This is a genomic window from Streptomyces sp. PA03-6a (assembly GCF_033792765.1).
GTDB lineage: Bacteria > Actinomycetota > Actinomycetes > Streptomycetales > Streptomycetaceae > Actinacidiphila.
Window position 1 is genome coordinate 1 of sequence record NZ_JARAVK010000034.1, and the last position, 24,774, is coordinate 24,774.

26 protein-coding genes and 1 pseudogene are annotated in these 24,774 nt (G+C 72.6%); 19 read left to right on the forward strand and 8 right to left on the reverse strand.

The annotated features are described in order from the left end of the window. Positions 1-568, reverse strand: a 568-nt coding sequence (locus PV350_RS11270) for a carbohydrate binding domain-containing protein (protein WP_500333537.1), incomplete at its 3' end; no start/stop codon positions are given. Between the two features lie 231 nt (positions 569-799). Here PV350_RS11270 and PV350_RS11275 point away from each other — a divergent pair. From PV350_RS11275 to PV350_RS11325, 11 genes are all read left to right on the forward strand, one after another. Further along, the gene (locus tag PV350_RS11275) at positions 800-1,693 is read left to right on the forward strand and encodes a hypothetical protein (RefSeq protein WP_499513689.1); all 894 of its coding nucleotides are present in this window, start codon (positions 800-802) and stop codon (positions 1,691-1,693) included. A gap of 12 nt (positions 1,694-1,705) precedes the next feature. Then, on the forward strand, positions 1,706-2,419 hold the full coding sequence (gene cpaB / locus PV350_RS11280; protein WP_500333539.1) for a Flp pilus assembly protein CpaB: 714 nt from the start codon (positions 1,706-1,708) through the stop codon (positions 2,417-2,419). After that, a complete protein-coding gene (locus PV350_RS11285) occupies positions 2,416-3,981 on the forward strand; it encodes a CpaE/TadZ family protein (protein WP_499513691.1) in 1,566 nt (521 codons plus the stop codon). Before cpaB ends, PV350_RS11285 begins: the two co-directional genes overlap by 4 nt. Then, a complete protein-coding gene (locus PV350_RS11290) occupies positions 3,978-4,367 on the forward strand; it encodes a TadE/TadG family type IV pilus assembly protein (protein WP_499513692.1) in 390 nt (129 codons plus the stop codon). Before PV350_RS11285 ends, PV350_RS11290 begins: the two co-directional genes overlap by 4 nt. Next, on the forward strand, positions 4,364-5,701 hold the full coding sequence (locus tag PV350_RS11295; protein ID WP_500333542.1) for a TadA family conjugal transfer-associated ATPase: 1,338 nt from the start codon (positions 4,364-4,366) through the stop codon (positions 5,699-5,701). Before PV350_RS11290 ends, PV350_RS11295 begins: the two co-directional genes overlap by 4 nt. After that, positions 5,698-6,636, forward strand: coding sequence for a type II secretion system F family protein (locus PV350_RS11300; protein ID WP_499513694.1), 939 nt, complete (start codon positions 5,698-5,700; stop codon positions 6,634-6,636). The genes PV350_RS11295 and PV350_RS11300 overlap by 4 nt, the downstream gene beginning before the upstream one ends. Positions 6,637-6,655: 19 nt before the next feature. Beyond that, positions 6,656-7,540, forward strand: coding sequence for a DUF5936 domain-containing protein (locus PV350_RS11305; RefSeq protein WP_500326845.1), 885 nt, complete (start codon positions 6,656-6,658; stop codon positions 7,538-7,540). Positions 7,541-7,834: 294 nt separating this feature from the next. Continuing rightward, the gene (locus PV350_RS11310) at positions 7,835-8,023 is read left to right on the forward strand and encodes a hypothetical protein (RefSeq protein ID WP_500333569.1); all 189 of its coding nucleotides are present in this window, start codon (positions 7,835-7,837) and stop codon (positions 8,021-8,023) included. Next, positions 8,020-8,607 carry a pilus assembly protein TadG-related protein gene (locus PV350_RS11315; protein WP_499516929.1) on the forward strand — a complete coding sequence of 196 codons (588 nt, stop codon included), beginning with the start codon at positions 8,020-8,022 and terminating at the stop codon, positions 8,605-8,607. Before PV350_RS11310 ends, PV350_RS11315 begins: the two co-directional genes overlap by 4 nt. A 14-nt stretch (positions 8,608-8,621) precedes the next feature. After that, positions 8,622-9,194, forward strand: a complete 573-nt coding sequence (locus PV350_RS11320) for a hypothetical protein (RefSeq protein WP_499513696.1) — start codon at positions 8,622-8,624, stop codon at positions 9,192-9,194. A gap of 3 nt (positions 9,195-9,197) precedes the next feature. Then, the gene (locus tag PV350_RS11325) at positions 9,198-9,851 is read left to right on the forward strand and encodes an OmpA family protein (protein WP_499513697.1); all 654 of its coding nucleotides are present in this window, start codon (positions 9,198-9,200) and stop codon (positions 9,849-9,851) included. Positions 9,852-10,175: 324 nt separating this feature from the next. Here the strand turns inward: PV350_RS11325 and PV350_RS11330 are convergent, their stop codons facing one another. Continuing rightward, positions 10,176-11,006, reverse strand: coding sequence for an alpha/beta fold hydrolase (locus PV350_RS11330; protein WP_500333544.1), 831 nt, complete (start codon positions 11,004-11,006; stop codon positions 10,176-10,178). 160 nt (positions 11,007-11,166) lie between these two features. On the opposite strand from PV350_RS11330, the gene PV350_RS11335 reads away from it, so the two are divergent. Beyond that, on the forward strand, positions 11,167-11,664 hold the full coding sequence (locus PV350_RS11335; protein ID WP_500333546.1) for a DUF3592 domain-containing protein: 498 nt from the start codon (positions 11,167-11,169) through the stop codon (positions 11,662-11,664). A 43-nt stretch (positions 11,665-11,707) separates the two neighbouring features. Here PV350_RS11335 and PV350_RS11340 read toward each other — a convergent pair whose 3' ends face one another. After that, positions 11,708-12,154: a DUF192 domain-containing protein gene (locus PV350_RS11340; protein WP_500333548.1), complete on the reverse strand. Its 447-nt coding sequence runs from the start codon at positions 12,152-12,154 to the stop codon at positions 11,708-11,710. A gap of 47 nt (positions 12,155-12,201) precedes the next feature. On the opposite strand from PV350_RS11340, the gene PV350_RS11345 reads away from it, so the two are divergent. After that, positions 12,202-12,915 (forward strand): prepilin peptidase, encoded by a 714-nt coding sequence (locus tag PV350_RS11345; RefSeq protein WP_499513701.1) that lies wholly within the window; start codon positions 12,202-12,204, stop codon positions 12,913-12,915. An 18-nt stretch (positions 12,916-12,933) separates the two neighbouring features. On the opposite strand, the gene mgrA is transcribed toward PV350_RS11345, so the two are convergent. After that, entirely contained in the window at positions 12,934-13,974 is a 1,041-nt protein-coding gene (gene mgrA, locus PV350_RS11350) for an L-glyceraldehyde 3-phosphate reductase (RefSeq protein ID WP_499513702.1), read from the reverse strand. A gap of 110 nt (positions 13,975-14,084) precedes the next feature. Between mgrA and PV350_RS11355 the strand changes: the two genes are divergently transcribed. The 5 genes and pseudogenes from PV350_RS11355 to PV350_RS11375 all read left to right on the forward strand — a co-directional run bounded on the left by PV350_RS11355 (position 14,085) and on the right by PV350_RS11375 (position 19,295). Next, entirely contained in the window at positions 14,085-14,858 is a 774-nt protein-coding gene (locus PV350_RS11355) for an undecaprenyl diphosphate synthase family protein (protein ID WP_499513703.1), read from the forward strand. Between the two features lie 54 nt (positions 14,859-14,912). Next, a pseudogene (locus tag PV350_RS11360) lies at positions 14,913-15,038 on the forward strand (undecaprenyl diphosphate synthase family protein); the annotation flags it as partial. A gap of 438 nt (positions 15,039-15,476) precedes the next feature. Next, positions 15,477-16,796 (forward strand): PhoH family protein, encoded by a 1,320-nt coding sequence (gene phoH2, locus PV350_RS11365; protein ID WP_499513705.1) that lies wholly within the window; start codon positions 15,477-15,479, stop codon positions 16,794-16,796. A gap of 398 nt (positions 16,797-17,194) precedes the next feature. Beyond that, complete coding sequence (locus tag PV350_RS11370) at positions 17,195-17,863, forward strand: lysozyme family protein (RefSeq protein WP_499513706.1); 669 nt, start codon at positions 17,195-17,197, stop codon at positions 17,861-17,863. A gap of 112 nt (positions 17,864-17,975) precedes the next feature. Beyond that, the gene (locus PV350_RS11375; protein WP_499513707.1) at positions 17,976-19,295 is read left to right on the forward strand and encodes an AI-2E family transporter; all 1,320 of its coding nucleotides are present in this window, start codon (positions 17,976-17,978) and stop codon (positions 19,293-19,295) included. Between the two features lie 92 nt (positions 19,296-19,387). Here PV350_RS11375 and PV350_RS11380 read toward each other — a convergent pair whose 3' ends face one another. Both PV350_RS11380 and PV350_RS11385 read right to left on the reverse strand, forming a co-directional pair. Beyond that, positions 19,388-19,924: an alkyl hydroperoxide reductase gene (locus tag PV350_RS11380; protein WP_500333551.1), complete on the reverse strand. Its 537-nt coding sequence runs from the start codon at positions 19,922-19,924 to the stop codon at positions 19,388-19,390. A gap of 2 nt (positions 19,925-19,926) precedes the next feature. After that, on the reverse strand, positions 19,927-20,481 hold the full coding sequence (locus tag PV350_RS11385; protein WP_361809491.1) for a peroxiredoxin: 555 nt from the start codon (positions 20,479-20,481) through the stop codon (positions 19,927-19,929). A gap of 308 nt (positions 20,482-20,789) precedes the next feature. Here PV350_RS11385 and PV350_RS11390 point away from each other — a divergent pair, with 308 nt between their 5' ends. Next, entirely contained in the window at positions 20,790-21,692 is a 903-nt protein-coding gene (locus tag PV350_RS11390) for a hydrogen peroxide-inducible genes activator (RefSeq protein ID WP_499513709.1), read from the forward strand. Between the two features lie 19 nt (positions 21,693-21,711). On the opposite strand, the gene PV350_RS11395 is transcribed toward PV350_RS11390, so the two are convergent. Continuing rightward, positions 21,712-24,102 carry an FtsX-like permease family protein gene (locus PV350_RS11395; RefSeq protein ID WP_500333553.1) on the reverse strand — a complete coding sequence of 797 codons (2,391 nt, stop codon included), beginning with the start codon at positions 24,100-24,102 and terminating at the stop codon, positions 21,712-21,714. Then, positions 24,099-24,764, reverse strand: a complete 666-nt coding sequence (locus PV350_RS11400) for an ABC transporter ATP-binding protein (RefSeq protein ID WP_499516930.1) — start codon at positions 24,762-24,764, stop codon at positions 24,099-24,101. The genes PV350_RS11395 and PV350_RS11400 overlap by 4 nt, the downstream gene beginning before the upstream one ends. Positions 24,765-24,774 lie beyond the last annotated feature (10 nt).

Here is a 24,774-nt window from a genome sequence, read left to right on the forward strand (position 1 = left end):
GGGTGGGCGTCGGGTCGGTCGGCGTGGGGGTCGGGGTCGGCGTCCCCGTGCCGGGCGCGCCCAGCAGGCTCACGTCGTCGGCCAGGTAGGCGGGCTGCGCGTACCAGCCGTGCAGGTAGACGGTGACCGAGGTGGTGCTCGCGCCCGTGGTGAAGCTGGTGGACAGCTGCTGGTACGAGGACGCGGACGGGGTCCACACCGAGGCCTCCGTCATCCCGGTGCCGGTGGCGCCGAGGTAGACGTAGCTGCCCTGGACGAACGCGCTCAGCGTGTACGTGGAGTTGGGCCGGACGCTGATGGTCTGCGAGCAGCGGGAGTTGTCCGAGGAGGAGGGCGTGCCCTGGAGCGCCTTGGTGCCGCCGTGCACGGGGGAGCCGACGGCCGCGCCGCTGGAGGCGGTGCAGGACCATCCGGACAGGCCGCTCTCGAACCCGCCGTTGGTCACGATGTTGGTGTCGGCGGCGTTCGCGCTGCCGGACGTGGCGACGAGTCCCGCCACCGCGAGGGCGGCGGCGCCGACGGCCGCCGCGGCTCTGAGGGCGGTGCGCCGTGGGCGTGCGTGTTCCACTACTGCCTCCTGGGGGCGAGGAGTTGGGCGGTTACGCGAGTGGCCACTCTTCTGTGGACGCAGTTTGGTCCAGACCAATGCGGGGGTCAATACCCTTGCCGTCGTGCGTAGACCGGCGTCCCGCGGGTACCACCGACTTCATCAACTGTTCGGCGACTTTCCGCACTGCTCCGGCTACGCAGGGATAAGCTCTCCGGGCAGGGACTGGGCGGGAGTTCCGGGAGGTCGCGGGTGTCGAGCGTCATAGCGGTCACGGCGGACGACCTCGCGCTCCCGCTGGAGCAGCACGTGATGCGCACCGCCGCCGCCCTGGAGGCCCACGGCCACCTCGTCGTGCTCGTCCCGCCGGAGTCCACCGACCCGTTGCGCCGCCGCGTCCACACCGTGCGCGCGGCCCTCGAGGCGGACCGGGTGGCGATCGTCCCGGTCGACCTGCCACCGCTGGCCGCCCTGCTCCTGGCCGAGCAGCTGCGCCAGCTCGCCGCCACCGACCTCGGGCCCGGTGTGCTCGCCGGGGCCGCCCGGCTGCTGTCGCACTACCTCCACTCCGGTGCCCTGCTCGGTTCGGTCTCCCGGCTCGACCGGGTGGACGTGCCCGTCGGCGCCCATCTGAAGTCCCTGGTGCCCGGGCGCCACTTCGCCGTCCTCGCCCACCCCGAACCGCACCTGTCCGAGGCGCGCCCCGACGCCGTGCCGGCCGGGCCCGCGTTCCTCACCCAGCTCGCCGTCGCGCACGGCCACGGCGTCGACGCCGGCTGGGTCACCGGGCCGCTGGCCCGCGCCTGGCGGAGCCAGCACGTACGGGAGGTGCCGCTGCCGGCGGACTCCGCGCGCTGGTGGGGGACCGGCAGGCTGGTCGAGTTCACCGCCTACATCGCCGACGTCGGCGTGCTCTACCAGCTGGTCACCTCGGTCCGCCGGGACACCTGCGGCTGGTGCGGCCTGGCGGTCATCGGCGACCGCTGCCTGTTCTGCTCGGCCACGGTGGACGGGCAGCAGCGCATCCGGCCCCCGGAGCGGCCGCGCCAGGTCGTGCACTCGGGACCCCGCGCGCCCTCCCTGGCGCCCAGGGCGTCGCCCACCCCCCAGGTCTCCCCCCACCAGCAGTCGGCACTTGAGCGATAGGGCCCCACCTCTATGAACTCACGTCAGCGTCGCGGCGTCGTCCTCCTCGTGGTCTCCGCGCTGTGCGCGCTCGCCGCCTTTGCCGGCGTCGTCACCGTCATCGGGGACGCCCGCTCCCAGGTCGGGCCGAAGGTGACCGCGTACCGGCTGGCCGCGGACGTGCCCGCGTACGAGGCGGTCGGCCGCGCCCAGCTGCGGGAGGTCCGGATACCCGAGCGCTGGCTGCCCGTCACCGCCGTCCGCGACGTCGGCCGGCTGGACGGCAAGATCGCCGCCGCCCCCCTGCACCGCGGCTCCCTGCTGCAGACGGACATGGTCGCCGAGCGGCCCGCGCTGCGGGCCGGGCAGATGGAGATCGCGATCATGATCGACGCGGAGACCGGCGTCGCCGGGAAGATCACCCCGGGGGCGAGGGTCAACATCTTCGCCACCTTCGCCCCGCGCAGGGACACCGACCCCGAGGTCTCGAAGATCATCGTCGCGGGCGCCCGGGTCATCGACGTCGGCCAGATCAAGGCCTTCGACACCGGCGGCGACAACCGCCGGGTCAGCAGCCAGGGCGTCCCCATCACCTTCGCCCTCGGCGCCGCCGACGCCCAGCGGGTCGCCTTCGCCGAGTCCTTCGCCCGGCACGTACGCCTCGCCCTCGTCGCCCCGGGGGACGCGACCGCCCCCTCCGAACGGGACCGCACCTACACCCTCGCCGGCGACGGAGCCGACTCGTGACCGGCGTCCGCATCCTGTCGGGCACCCCCGACCCCGACACCGCCCGCGCCCTGACCGGGGTCCTCCACCAGCTGCCGGGAGCCGAACCCGGGCCCGCGCTGCCGGACTCCACCTCACTGCTGGACGTCCTCGCCCGCGCCGCCGGGACCGGGGTCGACGAACTGCCCGAGGTCGTCGTCGTCCACGACCGCATCACCCCGGTGCCCGCGCTCGAGGTCATCCGCGAGATCGCGCTGCGCTTCCCCGCGGTCGGCGTCATCCTGCTCACCGCCGACCCGAGCCCGGCCGTCCTGTCCGGCGCCATGGACGCCGGCGCGCGCGGTGTCGCCGGGGTGCCCCTGTCGTACGACGAACTCGGTGCCCGCGTCGAGGCGGCGGCCGCCTGGGCGGCCGGCGTACGGCGCCACCTCAGCCCCCAGCAGCCCGCGCTGCCCGCCGTCCCCGGGGGCAGGCTGGTCGCCGTGGCCGGAGCCAAGGGCGGGGTCGGCACCACCGTCGTCGCCGTCCAGCTCGCCCTCGCCGCGCAGGCCGCCGGGAAGTCCACCGCCCTGGTCGACCTCGACCTCCAGGGCGGCGACATCGCCTCCTACCTCGACGTCCAGTTCCGCCGCTCCGTCGCCGACCTCGCGGACATCGCCGACGTGACCACCCGCGTACTGCAGGACGCCATGTACGTCCACGAGGCCGGGCCCGCGCTGCTGCTCGCCCCCGGCGAGGGCGAACGCGGTGAGGAGGTCACCGACCGTGCCGCCCGGCACGTGCTGCACGCCCTCCGGCAGCGGTACGAGGTCGTGGTCGTCGACTGCGGCACCCAGATGACCGGCGCCAACGCCGTCGCCGTCGAGACCGCGGACACCGCCCTGCTGGTGACCACGCCCGACGTGGTCGCCGTGCGCGCCGCCAAGCGCATGGTGCGCATGTGGGACCGGCTGCAGATCCGCAAGCCCCAGGACGTCGTCGCCACCGTCAACCGCTACACCCGGGGCAGCGAGATCCAGCCCTCGCTGATCGCCCGCATCACCGGCACCCGGATCGCCTCCGCCGTGGTCCCCGCCGCCTTCCGGGAACTGCAGGCGGTCGTGGACTCGGGACGGCTCCAGGACCTCGACAACCGCTCCACCGTCAAGCAGGGCGTGTGGACGCTCGCCGCGGAGATCGGCGTCTGCGGGCCCGGGCACGCGGTGCCGCCCCGCAGGAGCCGCCGCGGACGCGGCGAACAGGGCCAGGTCACCCTGGAGACCCTGGGCATGACACCGCTGATCCTGCTGGTGCTCGTCCTGGTCTGGCAGGCGGTGCTGACCGGGTACACCTTCACCCTCGCCGGCCACGCCGCCGACCAGGCCGCCCGCGCGGCGGCGGTGGGGAAGGACGCCCAGGCGGCGGCGGCCGACGACCTGCCCGGCGCGTGGCAGATCGAGGACTTCGGCACCACGCACACCGACGGCATGGTCGGGGTCACCGTGGGCCTGCGGGTCCCGGTCCTCTTCCCGGGCGCGATCGACTTCCCGCTGACCGTCCACGGCCACGCCTCGGCCGTCGACGAAGAGGCGGGCACGCCGTGACGGCCCGGACCCGCCGCCGGCGCGACCGGGGCAGCGCCTCCCTGGAGTTCCTGGGGATGCTGCCGATCCTGCTGCTGATCGCCCTCGCGGGCGTGCAACTGGGCCTCGCCGCCTACACCGCGGCCCAGGCCGGCACGGCCGCCCGCGCCGCCGCGCGTATGGCCGCGCTGCACGACCCTCCCGTGAGCGGCCCCGTCGCGGGCACGGAGGCGGTGAGCTCCTGGCTGCAGGACGGTACGCAGGTCAGCACCACCGGCGACACGGGGGACTCCGTGCAGGCGACGGCGACCGTGGAGATCCCGTCGGTGCTTCCGGGCCTCAGCCCGGGCTCCGTCACCCGGACCGCCACGATGCCCAGGGAGGACGACGAAGGGGCCGACGAATGAGCCTGCGCGACCGCATCACCGCGAACGACGACACCGCCCCGCAGACGCAGGAGGGCCACCTCGTCGCCGTCTACCGGGCCAAGCTCCTCCAGGAGATCGACCTCGCCGAGATGTCGGCGCTCGCCGCCGCCGAGCGCCGGGTGCGCCTGGAACGTGTCCTCGGCCACATCATCAGCCGCGAGGGACCGGTGCTCTCCACCAAGGAGCGCACCGGCATCATCCGCCGGGTCGTGGACGAGGCCCTGGGCCTGGGCATCCTCGAACCGCTGCTGGAGGACGCCTCCATCACCGAGATCATGGTCAACGGCCCGGACCGCATCTACATCGAGCGGGCCGGCCGGGTGGAACCCGTCGCCGCGCGGTTCAGCAGCCCCGAGCAACTCCTGCAGACCATCGAGCGGATCGTGTCGACCGTCAACCGCCGGGTGGACGAGTCCAATCCGATGGTGGACGCCCGGCTGCCCTCCGGCGAGCGCGTCAACGTCATCATCCCGCCGCTGTCGCTGACCGGCCCCGTCCTCACCATCCGCCGCTTCCCCCGCGCGTACGCCCTGCACGAGCTGATCGGCCTCGGCACCCTCGACGAGCACATGCTGATGCTGCTCTCCGCCCTCGTGCGGGCCAAGTTCAACATCATCGTCAGCGGCGGCACCGGCTCGGGCAAGACCACCCTGCTCAACTCGCTGTCCGGGCTCATCCCGGACGGCGAGCGGATCATCACCGTCGAGGACGCCGCCGAACTCCAGCTCCAGCAGGAGCACGTCGTACGCCTGGAGAGCCGGCCGCCCAACGTCGAGGGCCAGGGCCGGATCACCATCCGCGACCTCGTGCGGAACTCGCTGCGCATGCGCCCCGACCGGATCATCGTCGGTGAGGTCCGCGGCGGCGAGACCCTCGACATGCTGCAGGCCATGTCCACCGGCCACGACGGCTCGTTGGCCACGGTGCACGCCAACTCGGCCGAGGACGCGGTGCTCAGGCTGCAGACGCTGGCCTCGATGTCGGAGGTGAAGATCCCCTTCGAGGCGCTGCGCGACCAGATCAACAGCGCCGTCGACGTCATCGTCCAGCTGCGCCGGGACGTCGACGGCACCCGCCGGATCGCCGAGATCGCCGTGCTGTCCTCACGGGGACGCGACACCTTCCGGCTGACCACCGCGACCCGCTTCCGCGCCGAGCCGATGGGGCCCGACCGGATCGTACGGGGCTGGTTCCACCATCAGCCCGTACCGCGCCAACTGGCCGAACGCTTCCACCTGGCGGGCGAGTCCGTGCCGGCGGCCTTCGGGGTCGGCGAGACCGAGCTGGAGCTGTCGAGCAGGGAGGCGAAGTGAACACGCCGACGATGGCCCTGGCCGTGCTCGGCGTGACCGGCCTCGCGCTGGTGCTGGGCGTCTGGGGCCTGCACGCCTGGAGCGGCGGGCGAGCCGACCGCGCCGCGCTGGTGGACCGGCTGGCCGACGTGCCGGCCGCCGAACGGCGCGCCGTGCCCTTCGCCGGGCTGGACCTGCGGGTCCGGCGCACCGCCTGGGGCCGCCGGCTGGCCGCGCGGCTCGCCGCCACCGGCACCGACCTGACGCCCGGGCAGTTCACCGCGGCCGCCCTCGCGGTCGTCGGCGGCGCCTGGCTGGTCGCCGACATCGTGCTGGCCCCCTTCTTCGGACCGATCGCCGCGCTCCTGGCGGCCTGGGCGGTCAGCTCCTTCCTCGGCTGGCGACGACGGGTGCGCACCGAGCGCTTCATCGCCCAGCTGCCCGAACTCGCCCGCGTCCTGGCCAACGCCACCCAGGCCGGGCTCGCCCTGCGCACCGCCGTCGGCATGGCGGCGGAGGAACTGGAGGCCCCGGCCGGTGAGGAACTGCGGAAGGTCGCCGACGCCATGACGCTCGGGCACTCCATCGAGGACGCCATGGCCGAACTGCAGGAGCGGCTGCCCAGCCGGGAACTGGTGGTGCTGGTCTCCACGCTCGTCCTGTCGGCCCGGGCCGGCGGCTCGGTGGTGGAATCGCTGCGGAACCTGACCGTGACCCTGGAGGAGCGCAAGGAGACCCGGCGCGAGATCCGCACCCAGATGTCGCAGGTCACGGTCACCGCGTACGCCGTTCCCGTCATCGGCGTCGGCTCGCTGCTGCTGCTCGACCGGATCATGCCGGGCTCGCTGAGCGCGATGACCGGCTCCGGGGCCGGACGGATCGCCGTGCTCGTGGCGCTCGGCCTGTACGTCGTCGGCTTCGCGCTCATCCGCCGCATGTCGCGGATCGACGTGTGAGGGGGGCGGGGGACCTGTGATCACCGTCGTGCTGGCCGCCGTCGCCGCCCTGGGAGTGGTGGGCGTCTGCTACGGCATCGGCCTCTACCGTTCCGAGGTCAAGCTGCCCAGCGACCTCCAACTGGCCCTGGAGGTGGGCCGGACCCGCACCACCAAGGTCGGTAACGCCGTCGACCGCCTCGGGATGCGCTGGGCGCCCCTGGTGCTGCGCCTCATGGGCCCCGCCCGGGTCAACCGGATCCGCACCCGCATCGACCACGCGGGCCACCCCTACGGCCTCACCGTCGACCGCTACGCCGCCCGCCGCGCCGTCTACGGCGCCCTCGGCGGCCTCGCGGCCCTGGTGCTGCTGCGGGCGGGCCACTGGTTCGCCGCCCTCCTGATGGTCGCCTACGGCCTGGGCTGGACCGACCTCGGCATCCGGCTCGCCATCCGCAGGCGCCGCGACGAGATCGAGCGCACGCTCCCGGACTTCCTCGACGTCCTCGCGGTGGTGGTGAGCGCCGGCCTCGGCTTCCGCCAGGCCCTCGAACGCGTCGCCTCCGTCTACAAGGGCCCCTGGAGCGACGAGATCCGGATCGCCCTGCGCCAGATGGACGTCGGCGTCAGCCGCCGTGACGCCTTCGACCAGCTGCGCAGGCGCAACGGCAGCGAGCAGGTCGGGCAGTTCGTCACGGCCCTGCAGCAGGGCGAGGAACTGGGCGCGCCCATCGCCCGCACGCTGCTCCAGATCGCCACGGACATGCGGCGCACCGAGGCCCAGAACGCCCGCCGCCGCGCGGCCCGCACCGTGCCGCGCGCGACGGGTGTGATCACCACGCTCCTCGTCCCCGCGACGATGATCCTGCTGATGACGGGCACGATCCTCGGGTCGCGCATCAACTTCGGTGACCTGCTGGGGTGATGGGGGTGACAGGGTTGTGAACGCATGTTCGGTTCGGGTGGTGGGTAGTGACCGGAGCCGCCATATTGGGTGCGGAGCCCACGGTCGCGGTGTACATTTGCAGCCGCAACCATATTTGCACCTGCAATCAGGCACGGATCGCGGCGGGTTGACCCGAGGGGAGGCGGTGCGCCGTGGACCTCACCGGCACCGCAGCCGCCCGCGACGATAGCCAGACCCCGGCCGACGCAAGGGGCGCGGCCGGCGCACGTCACGTGACTACGGTTTGGGGCACGGAAGATGAGCAGGTGGGTTGTGAAACGACTGACCGCGCTGCGCACGCGCATGCGCGTCCGCGGCGACTCGGGGCAGACGTCGTTCGAGTACCTGGGCATCGCGGTGGTGATCGCGGTCATCATCGGTGTGCTGGCGACCACGGACATCGGCAATGCGATAAGGACCGGCATCCTGGACAAGATCGCGGACATCGTCGGCGGCGGCTGAACCGGCGGTTCGACGGCGACGGCGGCCAGACGCTCGGCCTCTACATCGTCGCCGTCGCCGCCCTGTTCTTCCTCGCCTTTGCCTACTTCGCCGTGGGGCAGGCCGCCTCCGTCCGCAATACCGCGCAGACCGCGGCCGACGCCTCGGCGCTCGCGGCCGCACGGGAGGTCAGGGACAGTGTTCGGGAGGCCTTCCTCGATGCCTTGGAGGCGGGAGACCTGGACCGGCTCCGGCATCTGCTCGCCTTGAACGGGATGACGCCCGGCAACGCCTGCGGCGCGGCGGCGAACTACGCCGGTCAGAACAGTGCGGTCGTCGACGAGTGCAACGCAGTCGGCCCGGGGGGTGCCACGGTCGCCCTTCACACTTCCGGGACGGTCGGCGAATCGGTCGTGCCGGGCACCGAGTCGATGCACGCGAGCGCTACCGCCACGGCGGTCGTCGAAAGCCGGTGCGCTGTCGACGACAAGGACGGTGACGCGATCACGTTCATCTGCGATGGGGACGAAATGCGCGTGGACCCGACGGCCGGCGATTTCGATCTGAACCTGGCGGAGTTCTTCTCCGTCCATCTCAGCGAGTGAGGAACGGGGGGCCGATGCGTATCCAGAAGCAAGGCCTGGCTGTAATCGTCGCCGTGGTCCTCGCCGCGGCACTGTCAGGGTGCGGTGGCGGTGACGGCGACGACAAGACGGCGGCTACGCCGTCCGCGAAGACGAGCGCGCCGGGCGGTTCGGACAAGTCGAGTGTCGCGCCCTCGGACGAGCCGACCCAAGTCCTGGCGCAGATGAAGGGTGAGAAAGACATCACCGTCACCCTGAACGAAGCCACGCGGGACTCGGGGGGATTCGTCACCGTCAAGGGCACGCTCACCAACGGAGGGGCATCGATCTTCAACGCCAGTTCCTGGGTGGGACCGGAGATGGCCGTCCAGAAATCCGGCGCCTCTATCGCCGGCGCCGTCTTGGTCGACTCGGTCGGCAAGAAGCGCTACTACGTGCTCCGGGACACCGAAGGCAAGTGCCTGTGCACGATGGGCCTCACCCTGATCAAGCCGGGCGAGACCCGGCCCCTCTTCGCGCAGTTCCCGGCGCCGCCGGAAGGCACCACCGAGGTGGAGTTCCAGCTGCCGACGATGCCCCCGGCCAAGATCACGATCGCGGAGGGGTGAGCCGTGCCCCGTCTCCGTCCGCATGCCCGTCCCGGTGTCGCGGCCGTGCTCGGCCTCGCGCTCGTGCTCACGCCGCTCACCGCCGCGGGCGCGCGGGCGGACGACGACCCGACGGCGCAGCCCACCCCGTCCGCGCCCACGAAGGTGGACGCGGCCGACCCGGACCTGCAACTGCCCGAGGGGGCGACGCTGGCGCCGCCCAAGGTGCTGGACATCGTCTCCGTGTCGGACGCGTCGTCCTCCGAGGACGCCTCGGCCGACGACGGCGAGGAGCGGCACGAGGAGTCGAACTCCTCGGTCACCTACGCCCTCCAGGCGGACGTCCTGTTCGGCAGGGACAGCGCCAAGCTGAACGCGACGGCCACCGCGCGGATCAAGGCCATCGCGTCCGACATCGATGCCAAGGGCGTCACGCAGCCGATCCGCGTGTTCGGCTTCACGGACGACCTGGGCTCGTACGAGCACGGCAAGGTGCTGTCCAAGAAGCGGGCCGACGCCGTCTACAAGATCCTGGCGGAGGAGCTCGGTTCGCTCGGCAACTCCGTCCACTCGTTCCAGGTCCGCGGGTACAGCGAGGACTACCCCATCGCCGACAACTCCACCGAGGCGGGCCGCAAGCAGAACCGCCGCGTGGAGATCACGTTCCGTCCGTCGTAGCGTCGCGGGCCGCCGGTCAACCGAACGGCTCACCCACGTGGGTAAGGCGCGGCGACAGAGCCCTTAAATTCCGGGCCAAAGGTCCGGTGCTTTCCGTGACGGAGCGTATGCGGTGCGGATGTGGCGTGGGTGGACGAGTCGCCGCATTCGCGGCCATTCGGTCTAATCGCCCGGCGATCGAGCCACTTCTTCGAGGGAACCTTCACATCTCCCTCATGACCTTGGACCTGGAGAGCGGTTCCGGCGCGGTACCTTGGAATCCCCCCCTCGGGCCGGTCCGCTCTCCCCCCCTGCGGACCGGCCCGTCTTCTTTCCCCCCGCGTCTCACTCCGTCAGGAAGGGCCGCACGCTCGCCAGGAACAGGTCCGGCCGCTCGTTGTACGGCTCGTGCGCCGTGGGCAGGGTCGCGTAGGCGGCGCCGGGCGGCAGCGAACGGCGGGCCCGGCGACCGTCGGTGAGCACGGGGAGCAGCGGATCGCGGCGGCCCCAGAGCAGCAGGACGGGCGGGACGATCCCCGGCAGGACGCCGCTCAGCCCGAATCCGGGCGCGGCGAAGGCGCGCCACAGGGCGCAGTGCACCGCGAGCCGGTCGGCGTCGGCACGGACGCCACGGGCGCGTCCGTACGTCGTGCGGGCGCTGCTCGTACGGAGCCGGCCCAGGTAGGCACGGGCCAGCGGGGCGATGAGGCGCCCGGCGCTGGACGGACGTCCCATCACGGCACGGCAGAACCAGCGGGTCACCGGGGTGAGCCGGGTGAAACCGGCCGGGTCGACCAGGACGAGCCCGGCCACCTGCGCCGGGCGGCGCTCGGCCAGCTGTACGGCGGCCCAGCCGCCCACGCTGTTGCCGACGACGTAGACGCGCGGCGCGCCGCCCCGCGCGATGGCGTCGAGGGCGCGCTCCGCCACGTCCGCGAGTCCATCGGGGGTGACGGAGTGCGGGGCGGCGGCGGTGGAGCGGCCGTAGCCGGGCCAGTCGAGGGCGAAGACCTCGCGTTCCGCGGCGAGTCCGGCCGCGACGGCTCCGTAGTCCCGGCTGTCGCCGGGGTTGGCGTGCAGCAGCAGCACGGGCGTGCGCGGGGTGCCGGTGGCTGGGGTGCCGAGGCGGTGCAGGGCGACGTCGCCCAGCGGGGTGGCGAGCACGGTGTGGCCCATGGCGGGAGCGTAGTGCCGGTGCGGCACCGCCAACGCCCCCTTCCACGCTCCCGGTCGGGTGAGCTCCGGCACCCGCCCCGGCGGGAACCGGCCGGGCGCGCCGGGTGTCTCCGTACGACAACGGGGGCGGTCGCCCCCGGCGTGATGACGGGGGATGCCGATGGAAGCCGCGATACCGGTGCTCTTCGTCGCGATGGCCGCACTGATCACGCTCGTACCGCTGGTGGTCGCGGTACGCGCGGGCCGTCGCGTGCTGTGGATACGGCGGGCCGTGCACGGCGGGCTGCGCGCCGAGGGGCGCTGTGTGCGGGTCTACACGACCGTGGGCTCGACGGGTGAGGGCCCGACCCACTCGCGGCAGCACTTCGTCTTCGAGTTCCGGACCGCCGACGGGCGCGACGTGCGCTTCGAGGACCCGGGGGCGCCGGGCACGACGATCGAGGGCGACCACCTGACGGTCGCCTACGTCCCCGAGGCACCCGAGCGCGCGCTGGTCGTCCCGGCCGGCTACCGGGTGCCGTACGGGCAACTGGCGCTGACGCTGGTCTTCCTGGGGATCTTCCTGGCCGCGGGGATCCTGTTCCTCGTCATCGGCGCACAGTCCCCCGACTTCCCCGGCTTCTCCGACTCCGAGGACTTCGGCGGCGGCGGGTTCTAGAAGGCCGCCACGGCCGCCCGCAGCGGACGGGACGCGGCAGGGGTCACGCCTGCGCCTCCACGGTCACCGCCGTCCCCGGCACCAGGCCCCATGCCGCCATCGCGCCGGCCTCCGCCTCCAGCACGTGACGGGCCCGCAGCCGCGGGCGGCCCAGCCGGCCGGGCGGCATGGTGCGGACGGCGAGGACCCGCAGGCGGCGGTCGAGGTAGGCGACGTCGATGGCGAAGCGCATGCCCAGGGTGTGCACGCTCGCGGCGGGCGTGAGCAGCAGCGCCCCGGTGATGCCGGTTCGGCCCAGCAGCCCCCGGGTGCGGGCCCGGTAGGAGGCCGCGATCTCCAGCGGTATCCCCGTGCCGTCCGGCGTCCCCGTGCCGTCCGGCGTCCCCGTGCCGTCCGGCGTCCCCGTGCCGTCCGGCGTCCCCGCGCCGTCCGTGCCGCGGCCGCCGGTGAGGCGCAGCAGCCCGGTCCCGTCGCGCCGGCGGTCACCCATGCGGCTCACGTCCCTTCGCGTGGTGCGCCCGTGTACGGTCGGGCCCGATGCATGTCTATCCGATCGCCGCGGCCGTCGTGTGGGGAACCGTCGCGGGGCTCGCCCTGCCGCGTCCGGCGTACCGGCTGTCCGTCGCGCCCGAGCAGCCCTGGCGGACCCGGTGCCCGGCGGACGTGCCCTACCCGGCCGGCCGGCGCGGCTGGTGGGGGCCGTTGCGCAACGCCGGCAAGCCGGCCGCCGGATGGCGCTACGCCCTGGTGACCGCCGTGGTCTGCGCGGCCGTCGCGGCGGGCACCGGGCCGCGGCCCGAACTGACGGTGTGGCTGCTGCTCGTCCCGCTCGGAGTGCTGCTGGCCCGCGTCGACCTGACGGTGCTGCGGCTCCCGGACGTGCTGACGCTGCCCGCCGCCACGGGGACGGCGGCTCTGCTGGGGGCGGCCGCGCTGCTCCCGGGCCATGAGGGCTCGTGGCCCCGGGCGCTGCTGGGGGCGGCCGTGCTGGGGCTGTTCTACCTCGTGCTGCACCTGGTCAACCCGGACGGCATGGGGTTCGGCGACGTCAAACTCGCCCCCACCGCGGGCATGGTCCTCGCCTGGCACGGGTGGGGGACGCTCGCCGCCGGCACCTTCGCGGCCTTCGCGCTGGGCGCGGTCACGGGCCTCGTGCTGCTGGCGGCCCGTCGCGCCGAGCGCCGTACGCCGCTGCCCTTCGGGCCGTTCATCCTGGCCGGCGCCCTGGCCGGACCGCTGCTGCCGTCCTGACCAGGGCGCCCGCCGACCTCACGCGTCGCTGCTGCGGGACCAGAGGTTGACGCCCGACTCGAGGGCGAACTCGTCGATCTCGGCGAGATCCTCGGCCGTCAGCGGGGCGGCACCCACCGCCGCGACGTTGGCCTCCAGCTGGGCGACGCTCGACGCCCCGATGAGCGCCGAGGTGATCCGCTTGTCGCGCAGCACCCAGCTCAGCGCGAGCTGCGCCAGCGACTGACCGCGCCGGGCGGCGGTGCCGTTGAGGCCGCGCAGCCTCCGCACGACCTCGTCGGTGATCAGGGTGGGGTCGAGGGACTTGCCCTGGGCGGCCCGGGAGCCCTCGGGGATGCCGTTGAGGTACTTGTCCGTCAGCAGGCCCTGGGCCAGGGGGACGAAGGGGATGCAGCCCATGCCCTCCTCGTCCAGGACGTCCAGGAGACCGTCGTCCTCGACCCAGCGGTTGATCATGGAGTACGAGGGCTGGTGGATCAGCGCCGGGACGCCCATCTGGCGCAGCAGCGCGGCGGCCTCGCGGGTGCGCTGCGCGCTGTAGGAGGAGATGCCGACGTAGAGCGCCTTGCCCTGCTGGACGGCGGACGCGAGGGCGCCCATCGTCTCCTCCAGCGGCGTGTCGGGGTCGAAGCGGTGCGAGTAGAAGATGTCGACGTAGTCCAGGCCCATCCGGTCCAGGGACTGGTCCAGCGAGGAGAGCAGGTACTTGCGGCTGCCCCACTCGCCGTACGGGCCGGGCCACATGTCGTACCCCGCCTTGGTCGAGATGACCAGTTCGTCGCGGTAGGGCCGGAAGTCCTGGGCGAGGATGGTCCCGAAGTTGCTCTCGGCGGAGCCGTAGGGCGGGCCGTAGTTGTTGGCCAGGTCGAAGTGCGTGACGCCGAGGTCGAAGGCGCGGCGCAGGATGGCGCGCTGCGAGTCGAGCGTGCGGTCGTCGCCGAAGTTGTGCCAGAGCCCGAGGGAGATCTCGGGGAGCTTGAGGCCGCTGCGGCCGGTCCGGCGGTACGCCATCGCGTCGTAGCGCTCGTCGGCGGCGCGGTAGAGAGAACGAATATCCACAGAAGCGGTCCTATCACGACGGCGGTCCACAGCCCTGCACCCGGTTCGGCGGCCCGAGGGGAGGCGCAGTAGGGTGGCGAAGGGGTGACGACCGCAGGAGGGGCCCGCCAATGAATCTGCGCGACCTGGTACGTCTCAGGTTGACCGACCTGTACGCCCACCGTGTGGAGCGCCGGCTCGACCTGTCGCAGGGCCCCAAGCACATCGGCGTCATCCTCGACGGCAACCGCCGCTGGGCCAAGGCCGCCGCGCGGACGACCGAGCAGGGCCACCGGGCCGGCGCGGACAAGATCACCGAGGTCCTCGGCTGGTCCGAGGAGACCGGCGTCGAGGTCGTCACGCTCTGGCTGCTCTCCACGGACAACCTGGACCGCCCGGCGGAGGAACTCGTCCCGCTGCTCGGCATCATCGAGGACGCGGTCCGCGGGCTCGCCGCGACCGGCCGCTGGCGCGTCCACCACGTCGGCGCGAAGGACCTGCTGCCCGCCCGTACCCAGTCCGTCCTCAAGGAGGCCGAGCAGGCCACGGAGGGCGTCGAGGGCATACTCGTCAACGTCGCCGTGGGCTACGGCGGCCGCCAGGAGATCGCCGACGCGGTCCGCTCCCTCCTCCACGAGCACGCCGGCCGCGGCACCTCCATCGAGGACCTCGCGGAGATCCTCGACATCGACCACATCGCGGAGCACCTCTACACCCGCGGCCAGCCCGACCCCGACCTCGTCATCCGCACCTCCGGCGAGCAGCGCCTGTCGGGCTTCATGCTGTGGCAGAGCGCGCATTCGGAGTACTACTTCTGCGAGGTGTTCTGGCCGGCGTTCCGCCGGGTGGACTTCCTGCGGGCGTTGCGTGACTACGCGGCGCGGCACCGGCGCTACGGGGCTTGAGCGCGGACCCCGGTTCCCGGGGGTGCGGGGGGTGGCTCCCCGCGTGGATGCAGCATGTTGTGGCAGAGCGCGCATTCGGAGTACTGCTTCTGCGAGGTGTTCTGGCCGGCGTTCCGCCGGGTGGACTTCCTGCGGGCGTTGCGTGATTACGCGGCGCGGCACCGGCGCTACGGGGCTTGAGCGCGGACCCCGGTTCCCGGGGTCACCCGAACGGCCCTGCCGGGGAGAGATGCGCCACACCGGGCTTGCGGCGAACGGCCGAAGGGGCGGTGGCCGGATTACGTCCCGGCGACAGGGGCGCGAACATCGGGCGGCGGGGCGGCAAGGGTAGGGCCCGGGCCAACACCTGTCATATGCAGTCGCATAGGCCTCCACTTTCGAGGGAATAGACCCGTCAGACCGACATCCGGCCCATGGATGTCGGACAGAAGCGGACGGCACCTGGCCCGTCCGCCCGGGAGGCCCCTTGCTCACGGACGTGCCGTTGTCAACCCTTGACTCGGACGGCATTGACCGCGTCGACTCGAAGGGCCGCGGTCCGGCCCTCCTGGTCGGTCCCGGCCCTGTCCCGCGCGACGCCGTCGCACCCCGACCTCTTCCGAGGGGGTTCGTCCACACGTGGTGACCAGCAAGAATCGCCGTGAGCACGACCGGCGCACTTACGTACTCGACACCAGCGTGCTGCTTGCCGACCCGCATGCCCTCCTCCGCTTCGACGAGCACGAGGTGGTCCTGCCGGTCGTGGTGGTGACCGAGTTGGAAGCCAAGCGCCACCACCCCGAGCTCGGCTACTTCGCCCGCCAGGCGTTGCGGCTGCTCGACGAGTACCGGATCCGGTACGGGCGGCTGGACGCACCCATCCCGATCGGCGAGCTGGGCGGCACCCTGCGCGTCGAGCTGAACCACTCGGACCCGGGCGTGCTGCCCGCGGGGTTCCGCCTGGGCGACAACGACTCGCGGATCCTCGCGGTGGCCCGGAACCTCCAGGCCGAGGGGTACGACGTCACCGTCGTCTCCAAGGACCTGCCGCTGCGCGTCAAGGCCTCCTCCGTCGGCCTGCTGGCCGAGGAGTACCGGGCCGAGCTGGCGATCACCTCCGGGTGGACGGGGATGCACGAGCTGCAGGTCTCGGCCCAGGAGGTGGACGACCTCTTCCAGGAGGAGACGGTCGACGTCCCCGACGCGGCCGGGCTCCCGGTGCACACCGGTCTGGTGTTGCAGTCGGACCGCGGCAAGGCGCTCGGCCGGGTCACGGCCGACGGCCGGGTCCGGCTGGTGCGCGGCGACCGGGAGGCCTTCGGCATCCACGGCCGCAGCGCCGAGCAGCGGATCGCGCTGGACCTGCTGCTCGACCCGGACGTCGGCATCGTGTCGATGGGCGGCCGGGCCGGCACCGGCAAGTCGGCGCTGGCGCTGTGCGCGGGGCTGGAGGCGGTGCTGGAGCGTCAGCAGCACCAGAAGGTCATGGTCTTCCGGCCGCTGTACGCCGTGGGCGGTCAGGAGCTCGGCTACCTGCCGGGCACCGAGGCGGAGAAGATGAGCCCGTGGGCCCAGGCGGTCTTCGACACCCTGGGCGCGGTGACGTCGAAGGAGGTCATCGAGGAGGTCGTGGCGCGCGGCATGCTGGAGGTCCTGCCCCTCACGCACATCCGGGGCCGCTCCCTGCACGACGCCTTCGTGATCGTCGACGAGGCGCAGTCCCTGGAGCGCAACGTCCTGCTGACCGTGTTGTCCCGTATCGGGCAGAATTCCCGGGTCGTCCTGACTCATGACGTCGCCCAGCGCGACAACCTGAGGGTGGGTCGGTACGACGGAGTGGTCGCCGTCGTCGAGAAGCTCAAGGGCCACCCGCTGTTCGCGCACATCACCCTGACCCGCTCCGAGCGCTCGCCGATCGCCGCGCTCGTGACGGAGATGCTGGAGGACGGGCGGGCGTAACAGGCGAGTTGGACGGTCCGCTAGGCTGCTGCGCCGCGAGGGCGCAGCAGCCTAGCGCTGCGTGCGGAGGCTACGGATGCGTAACGGAAATTTCCGTGGCCCACGTGGCGTGTGAGCTTTGACACGCAACGGGGAATTGCGTGGACGCGTCCGGCTACGGCAGGCTGTCGGTTCTGTCAGGCCCCCGCCCTCGGCACACCCGTACCCGCAAACGTACGGAACATCAGAACTGAACAGCGTTCGCCGTGGGCCGCCCGAACCGAATCAGCGGACTCCCGCCCCGTCGGGGGAGCCGCACCGGGCCAGTGCTTCTGTGACCGGTGCAGCAGGAAGCCAGTGCGAAGGGGCACGATCGCGTCCGCGAGGTCACCAAGCGGGCGACGCTGGAAGGAAACCGTGTGAGCCGGATCTCGGTCCGGGGATTCGCGGTGGCTTCGGCCACTGCGGTCACCACTGTGGGCGCCGTCGTCGGTGTCGCCTCCGGCAGCGAGGGTGTCGTACAGCCCGTCGCCGCCGCCGATGCGACCACCGTCCTCGCGGACATACCCGCTGGGCAGCAGGTCCAGCAGGCTTCCCTCACGCAGCAGGTGCAGGCGCAGTCCGACGCCGCCGACGCCGGTGCGAAGAAGGCCGCCGAGGAGGCAGCGCGCAAGCAGGCCGCCAAGGACGCCTCCGCCCGCAAGAAGGCGGAGGAGAAGGCCGAGGCCGACCGCAAGGCCAAGGAGGCCTCCCGCGCCGCGGAGCGCGCCGCGCTGGTCGTGAAGGCCTCGTACACGGTCTCCGAAGTCCAGGCCATGGCCCAGGGCCTCATAGGCGACGCCTCCCAGTACCAGTGCTTCTCCAACATCGTCACCCGTGAGAGCGGCTGGAACTACACCGCGACGAACGCCTCTTCCGGCGCCTACGGCCTCGTCCAGGCCCTGCCCGGCTCCAAGATGGCCTCCGCGGGCGCCGACTGGCGCACCAACCCCGGTACCCAGATCAAGTGGGGCCTCAACTACATGAACAGCCGGTACGGCAGCCCCTGCGGTGCCTGGTCGTTCTGGCAGGCCAACCACTGGTACTAGGCCGTACATCCACAAATCGCCGACGAGCCCCCGACCCCTTGAGGGATCGGGGGCTCGTTGCGCGTACGGTGGTGCGGACGGACAGTCCGGGGGGCGGGGGACAGGGGAAGCGATGTCGGAGAAGCGCCAATGGGGCTCCGGGCTGGCGGCGGAGCTCGCCAAGCTCGCCGGGAGGCTGGAGGAACAGCGCCGGGCCGCGGCCGAGGGCGCCCGCGAGGAGGCCCGCCGTCAGGAGGAGCAGGCCACGCGCCGGTACCCGCCGCGCGCCTCCGGCCCCGGCGACCCGGTCGCCCGGGTGCCGTGGAGCATGCGGGTCGCGGCCGAACTCGGCTGGCGGCTGCTGGTGCTGGCCGGCACCGTCTGGGTGCTGATGCGGGTGATCGGCACCATACAGCTGGTCGTCCTCTCCTTCGTCGCCGCGCTGCTGATCACCGCGCTGCTGCAGCCCTTCGTGGGCCGGCTGAAGCGGTTGGGGGTGCCGCGCGGGTTCGCCACGGCCATCGTCTTCATCGGCGGCTTCGTGATGATGGGCCTGGTCGGCTGGTTCGTGGTCTGGCAGGTCATGGAGAACGTCGACAACCTCTCCAACAGCCTCCAGGACGGCATCACCGAACTGAAGCGCTGGCTGCTCAACAGCCCGTTCCACGTGACCGAGGACCAGATCAACCAGATCGCCAAGAACCTCCAGGAGGCGATCGGCACCAACTCCAAGGCGCTGACCGACGCCGGGCTGCAGGGCGTCACCGTCGTCGTGGAGATGCTCACCGGCATCCTCCTGGCGATGTTCAGCACGCTCTTCCTGCTCTACGACGGCCGGAACATCTGGAACTGGTTCCTCAAGCTCTTCCCCGTGGACGCCCGCGACGGACTCGGCGGCGCGGGGCCGCGCGCCTGGCGCACGCTCACCCTCTACGTGCGCGGCACGGTGATAGTGGCCCTGATCGACGCCATCTTCATCGGCATCGGCATCTTCTTCCTCGGGGTGCCGATGGCGGTGCCGCTGGCCGTCATCATCTTCCTCGCCGCGTTCGTCCCGCTGGTCGGCGCGGTCGCCTCGGGCGTCATCGCGATGGTGGTGGCGCTGGTGACGGAAGGTCCGTTCACGGCGCTGATGGTGCTGGTGGTGGTGCTGCTGGTGCAGCAGATCGAGGGCCACATCCTGCAGCCGTTCATCCTGGGCCGGGCGGTGCGGGTGCACCCGCTCGGCGTGATCCTGTCGGTGGCGGCCGGTTCGCTCATCGCGGGGATCGGCGGGGCGGTCGTGGCCGTACCGCTGGTCGCGGTGACCAACACCGTGGTCGGCTACCTGCGGGCCCACTCCCGGGAGGCGGCGATGGCCGACGAGCCCGCACCGCACGGCGCGACGGCCGCCGAGGTGGCGCCGGTCGGCGCGCGGGGACTCCCCGACGCCACGCCGGGGGAGACCGTCTGACGGTGTGACCGCCCGGTGCCGCGGCCGGCCCGACACCGGACGGCCGAAGGGCCCGGCCCCCCGAAGGGTGGCCGGGCCCGCAGGAGCACACGTCACGCGCCGGCGAGGACCGCCTCGGCGTCCAGGGTCGCCGCGACCGCCTGCACGACGGCGGCGATCTTGAATGCCTCCTGGACCGTCTCGCGCTCGACGCCCGCCTTGCGCAGCACCTGCTCGTGCGAGTCGAGGCACATCCCGCAGCCGTTGATCGCCGAGACCGCCAGCGACCAGAGCTCGAAGTCGGTCTTGTCGACGCCCGGGTTGCCGATGACGTTCATCCGCAGACCGGCCCGCAGGTTGCCGTACTCCGGGTCCGACAGCAGGTGCCGGGTCCGGTAGTAGACGTTGTTCATCGCCATGATGGCGGCGGCGGCCTTGGCGGCCTGGTACGCCTCCGGCGAGAGGTTCTCGCGGGCCTCGGGCTCCAGCGCGCGCAGCACCAGGGCCGAGCGCGAGGCGATGGCGGTGGCCAGCACCGTGCCCCACAGCTGCTGCTGGGGGAGCTCGGAGTTGCCGATCACGGAGCCCAGGTTGAGCTTGAGGTCCTTGGCGTAGTCCGGCAGCGCGGACTTCAGCTCATCGAGCGCCACGGTCACTCACCGGCCAGCAGCTTGACGACGTCGAGGGTCTCGTCGCCCTTCTTCCAGTTGCACGGGCACAGCTCGTCCGTCTGCAGCGCGTCGAGGACCCGCAGGACCTCCTTGGGGTTACGGCCCACGGAACCGGCGGTCACCATGACGAACTGGATCTCGTTGTTCGGGTCGACGATGAAGGTGGCGCGCTGGGCGACGCCGTCCTCGCCGAGGATCCCGAGGTCGGTGCACAGCTCGCGCTTGATGTCCGACAGCATCGGGAAGGGCAGGTCGCGCAGGTCGTCGTGGTCCTTGCGCCAGGCGTGGTGCACGAACTCGGAGTCGACGGAGAAACCGAGGATCTGCGCGTCACGGTCGGCGAACTCGTCGTTCAGCTTGCCGAACGCCGCGATCTCCGTCGGGCAGACGAAGGTGAAGTCCTTCGGCCACGCGAAGTAGACCTTCCACTTGCCCTCGTACGACTTGTGGTCGATCTGGGCGAAGGCCTTCTCGGGGTCGAGGTCCACACAGGCGGTCAGTTCGAACGTGGGGAACTTGTCACCGACGGTGAGCACACGCACTCCTAGGGAGGGTCGGGACCCGGGGCGCGGGGTGGCCGCAGGGTCCCTCGATGGGTCCCGCTCACCCTGCCATGAGGCCATTGATCAGTGAAATCGCCCCGGCAGGGCGCATTGATCGGAACCCCTTATCGACGCGTGAGGCTCCGGCGAGCCGCTGCGCAGAGTGACCGGCGCCACAGGGTGCGGACCGCCGCCCCGGCCCGGCGGCCATTGATCGCGTACGCAACTAGACTGGAGGCCGTTGATCGGAGGCGGTTATCAGTAGTCAGCGCGGCAGCCAGCGCCAGCCGAGCCTGTCCCAGTTGCGGGCCTTCGCGGCCGTCGCCGAGCACCTGCACTTCAGGGACGCGGCCGCGGCGATCGGCACGAGCCAGCCGGCGCTGTCCGGGGCGGTCGCCGCGCTGGAGGAGGCGCTCGGGGTGGTGCTCGTGGAGCGCACGACCCGCAGGGTGCTGCTGACCTCGGCGGGGGAGCGCGTCGCGGTCCGGGCGCGGGTGGTGCTGGGGGCGGTCGGCGACCTGCTCGACGAGGCGGAGGCGGCGCGCGCGCCCTTCACGGGGGTGCTGCGGCTCGGGGTGATCCCGACGGTGGCGCCCTACCTGCTGCCGACCGTGCTGCGGCTGGCGCACGACACGTACCCGGAGCTCGACCTGCAGGTGCACGAGGAGCAGACGTCCTCGCTGCTGGACGGCCTCACGGCGGGCCGGCTGGACCTGCTGCTGCTCGCCGTACCGCTCGGTGTCCCCGCCGTCGCCGAACTGCCGCTCTTCGACGAGGACTTCGTCCTGGTCACCCCGCGCGACCACTGGCTGGCCGGACGGACGGACATCCCCCGCGAGGCCCTGCGGCAGCTGGACCTGCTGCTGCTGGAGGAGGGGCACTGCCTGCGCGACCAGGCACTGGACGTCTGCCGGGAGGCGGGCCGCACCGAGGGGGCGACCGCCACCACGACCGCGGCGGGGCTGTCCACGCTGGTGCAGCTGGTGGCCGGCGGGCTCGGGGTGACGCTGCTGCCGAGGACGGCGGTCCCGGTGGAGACCGGACGCAGCGCGGACCTCGCCACGGGGTACTTCGCCGACCCGGCGCCGTCACGGCGCATCGCCCTGGCGATGCGCGCGGGCACCGCGCGCGCGGAGGAGTTCGAGGCCTTCGCCTCCGCGCTGCGCGGTGCCCTGGCGCCGCTGCCGGTACGGTTCGCCCGCTGACGGCCGCGGGCCGTCGGCGTCACTCCGTCCGCAGACCGTCCGGACGCATCATCCGCCACAGCGGCGGCAGGCTCAGCGCCGTGACCAGGATGACCACTCCAGCGCCGGCGCCGGTCATGGCGCCCACGCTGGCCCAGTCGACACGGGGGCCCAGCCCCACCATCTTCCGCAGGGCCGCGGCGAGTCCCGCACCGCCGACGACGGCGAGGGCGAGCCCCAGCGCGACCGGCAGCGCGGTCTGCCAGAGCACGGACAGACCGAGCACGGAACGCCTGGTGCCGAACGCGACCAGCACGGCCAGCAGCCGCCTGCGCTCGCGCAACTGCTCCAGCATGGAGACCAGCAGGCTCGCGCCGATCAGGGCCAGGGTGGCGGTGGCGCCGATGAACAGACCGCGCCGGATGGTCGCGAACTTGCGGTCCTCGCTGGTCGCGCGCAACTGGTAGACCGTGAGCGCGGGATCGATGCGCGCGGCGGTGTTGCGGGCGTGCTCGACGGCGTCCGGCGAGCCCGGGGCGGTCCTCAGCATGAGCCGGACGACGGGCGAGCGCAGGGTCGCCACGTCCAGGGCGGCGGGGGTGACCAGCACGCCCCACTGCCGGCTTCCGTCCGGCGCCACACGGGACTTCGCCGGGCGGGCGTCGGCCGGGATCCGCCACGGCTGCGGGGTGCCGGTGTACTTGTCCGTGGCCGGCGTGTTCAGATCGAGCGTGCCGCCGGGCTTGGCGAAGCTCATGTCGCCGTAGCCGTCGGGGTCGGAGACCAGGAACACGTCTCCGTCGGCGCAGTCGGCCCCGACCTCGGCGAGTTCGCGCAGCGTCGCGCAGTCGCCCACGACCAGGGTCGCGTACCGGACGTCCTCGGACTTCAGCGCCCGGGCGTTCCCCTGGACGGCGTCGCCCTGGACGACGCCGAGCACCGCGCGGATGCCCGGGGTGTCGGCGAAGGCCTTCTCCACGCGCTGCGCCTCCGCCCCGCTGCCGACGCTCGGCGAGACGCTGAGCTGGGCGCGGTCCGGGTCCTCGCCGGTCTCCTTGACGAAGTCGTTCTGCACCCCGATGAAGAGGGACTGGAGGGCGATCGCCCCCGCCACGGCGACGGTGACGCCGCTGACCATGCGGGCGGCGGCGCTGCTGTTGAGCTGGATGCGGCGGGTGGCCAGCTGCCAGGGCAGCGAGCCGCCGCGGAAGCGGCCGACGACCGACTCGACAAGCCAGGGCAGCACGGCGGTGAGACCGACCAGCAGCAGCACCGTGCCGGCCGTCACCTGGTAGGGGTTGATCTCGCTGTCCTGGGAGACGCTCCCGAACAGCGGGGCCAGCAGTGCGAGGCCGGCCAGCGGGATCAGCAGCCGCCACCACAGACGCCGCTTCTGCGGGGTGGCGTTGCGCACCACTCCGAGCGGTTCGATGGCGATGCCGCGCATCGCCAGCAAGGTGACCGCGACCGCCGCCCCCGGAACCGCCAGCATCACCAGGGCGGTCAGCCCGGGACCGGGCGTGATGTCGGACGGGAAGAGGCTGATGTCGTACAACGTCACGTCGGGCGAGAACTGCCGGACCCACAGGAAGATCCCGGTGCCCACGACGAGTCCGAGCAGGGAGCCGAACAGCGCCTCGCCGGCCGCGATCCGCCGGGTCATCCTGCTGTCCGCGCCGACCAGCCGCAGTGCGGCCAGCCGCCGGTCCCGGCGTTCGCCGCCGAAGCGGACGGCGGTGCCGATGAAGACGGCCACCGGCATCAGCAGGACGACGACGATGATGACGACCAGCAGGCTCAGCACCCCGCCCAGCGGCTCGGGCTTCGCCTCGCCGCGCCCGAAGTGCGTGATGCGGGTGGCGTTTCCGGTGGACCCGTCCTGGCTCCGCGCGACCAGCTCGTCGCTGCCCGCGTAGTAGGTCAGCTCGGCGGGCCCGAGCAGGCCCTGGTCGCCGATGACGCCGGAGACGCGGTAGTCCAGCCGTTCCCGCAGCAGCTTGCTGCCGGGCTGGTCGAGCAGCTTCTTCAGCGCGGGGGAGACCACCATCTCGCCGGGCGCGGGCATCGTCTTGACGCCCGGCGGCAGCACCGGCCGGTCGCCGTCGGCCTTGAGTAGCAGACCCCGGATGGCGTCGTCGTGGAAGCTGGTGTCGGCCGACTCGTACAGCACCGTGGCGGCGGTCCGCGGGGGCGGGTCCTTGAACCAGGAGTAGTCCCGGTCGTAGCCGCGGTCGTTGCGGGCGCTCAGCATGGCGGGCACGGCGGCCGCCACCAGCAGCAGCGCCACGCCGAGGCCGACGCCGACCGCGGTGAGCAGGGTGCGGGTCCAGCCCTCGCGGCCGCCGGTCGCCGCGAAGCGGACGCCCAGGCCCAGGTCGCGGACCCAGCCGGAGAGGGTGCCGCCGTTCGGGGACGGGTGGTCGGTGCTCATGCCACCCTCTCCATGTCGCGGGACTTGCCGTCGCGGACGACGACCTCGCGGTCGGAGTAGGCGGCCACCCGCGCCTCGTGCGTGACGAGGACGACGGCGGCGTCGGTGTCACGGGCGGCGTCGGTCAGCATGCGCATCACCCGCTCGCCGTTGAGCGAGTCCAGGGCGCCGGTCGGCTCGTCGGCGAAGACCACCCGCGGACCGGTGACCAGAGCCCTGGCCACGGCCACCCGCTGGCCCTGGCCGCCGGAGATCTCGCCGGGACGCTTGCCCGCCAGGTCGTCGACCTCCAGCCGGGCCAGCCACTCGCCGGCGCGCGCCTCGGCCTCCTTGCGCCGGGTGCCGTTCAGCCGCAGGGGCAGCGCCACGTTCTCCACGCAGGTCAGCTCCGGGACGAGCTGGCCGAACTGGAAGACGAAGCCGAACTCCCCGCGGCGCAGCGCGCTGCGCTCGGCGTCGCTCATCGCGGTCAGGTCCCGTCCCCGGTACAGCACCTGGCCGGAGTCCGGCCGGACGATGCCGGCCAGGCAATGCAGCAACGTCGACTTGCCGGAACCGGACGGCCCCATGACGGCGACCACCTCCCCGGCACGTATCGCGAACTCCGCGCCGTCCAGGGCCGGGGTCGTGCCGTACGCCTTGTGCAGGTCGACGGCCTCCATCAGGTTCTCC

Excerpts from the sequence above, each read along its gene's own strand:
- cpaB (WP_500333539.1), top strand. The coding sequence starts at position 1,706 with ATGAACTCACGTCAGCGTCGCGGCGTCGTCCTCCTCGTGGTCTCCGCG.
- PV350_RS11295 (WP_500333542.1), top strand. The coding sequence starts at position 4,364 with ATGAGCCTGCGCGACCGCATCACCGCGAACGACGACACCGCCCCGCAG.
- PV350_RS11320 (WP_499513696.1), top strand. The coding sequence starts at position 8,622 with ATGCGTATCCAGAAGCAAGGCCTGGCTGTAATCGTCGCCGTGGTCCTC.
- PV350_RS11330 (WP_500333544.1), bottom strand. The coding sequence starts at position 11,006 with ATGGGCCACACCGTGCTCGCCACCCCGCTGGGCGACGTCGCCCTGCAC.
- PV350_RS11335 (WP_500333546.1), top strand. The coding sequence starts at position 11,167 with ATGGAAGCCGCGATACCGGTGCTCTTCGTCGCGATGGCCGCACTGATC.
- PV350_RS11340 (WP_500333548.1), bottom strand. The coding sequence starts at position 12,154 with ATGGGTGACCGCCGGCGCGACGGGACCGGGCTGCTGCGCCTCACCGGC.
- PV350_RS11345 (WP_499513701.1), top strand. The coding sequence starts at position 12,202 with ATGCATGTCTATCCGATCGCCGCGGCCGTCGTGTGGGGAACCGTCGCG.
- PV350_RS11355 (WP_499513703.1), top strand. The coding sequence starts at position 14,085 with ATGAATCTGCGCGACCTGGTACGTCTCAGGTTGACCGACCTGTACGCC.
- PV350_RS11375 (WP_499513707.1), top strand. The coding sequence starts at position 17,976 with ATGTCGGAGAAGCGCCAATGGGGCTCCGGGCTGGCGGCGGAGCTCGCC.
- PV350_RS11395 (WP_500333553.1), bottom strand. The coding sequence starts at position 24,102 with ATGAGCACCGACCACCCGTCCCCGAACGGCGGCACCCTCTCCGGCTGG.
- PV350_RS11400 (WP_499516930.1), bottom strand. The coding sequence starts at position 24,764 with ATGGAGGCCGTCGACCTGCACAAGGCGTACGGCACGACCCCGGCCCTG.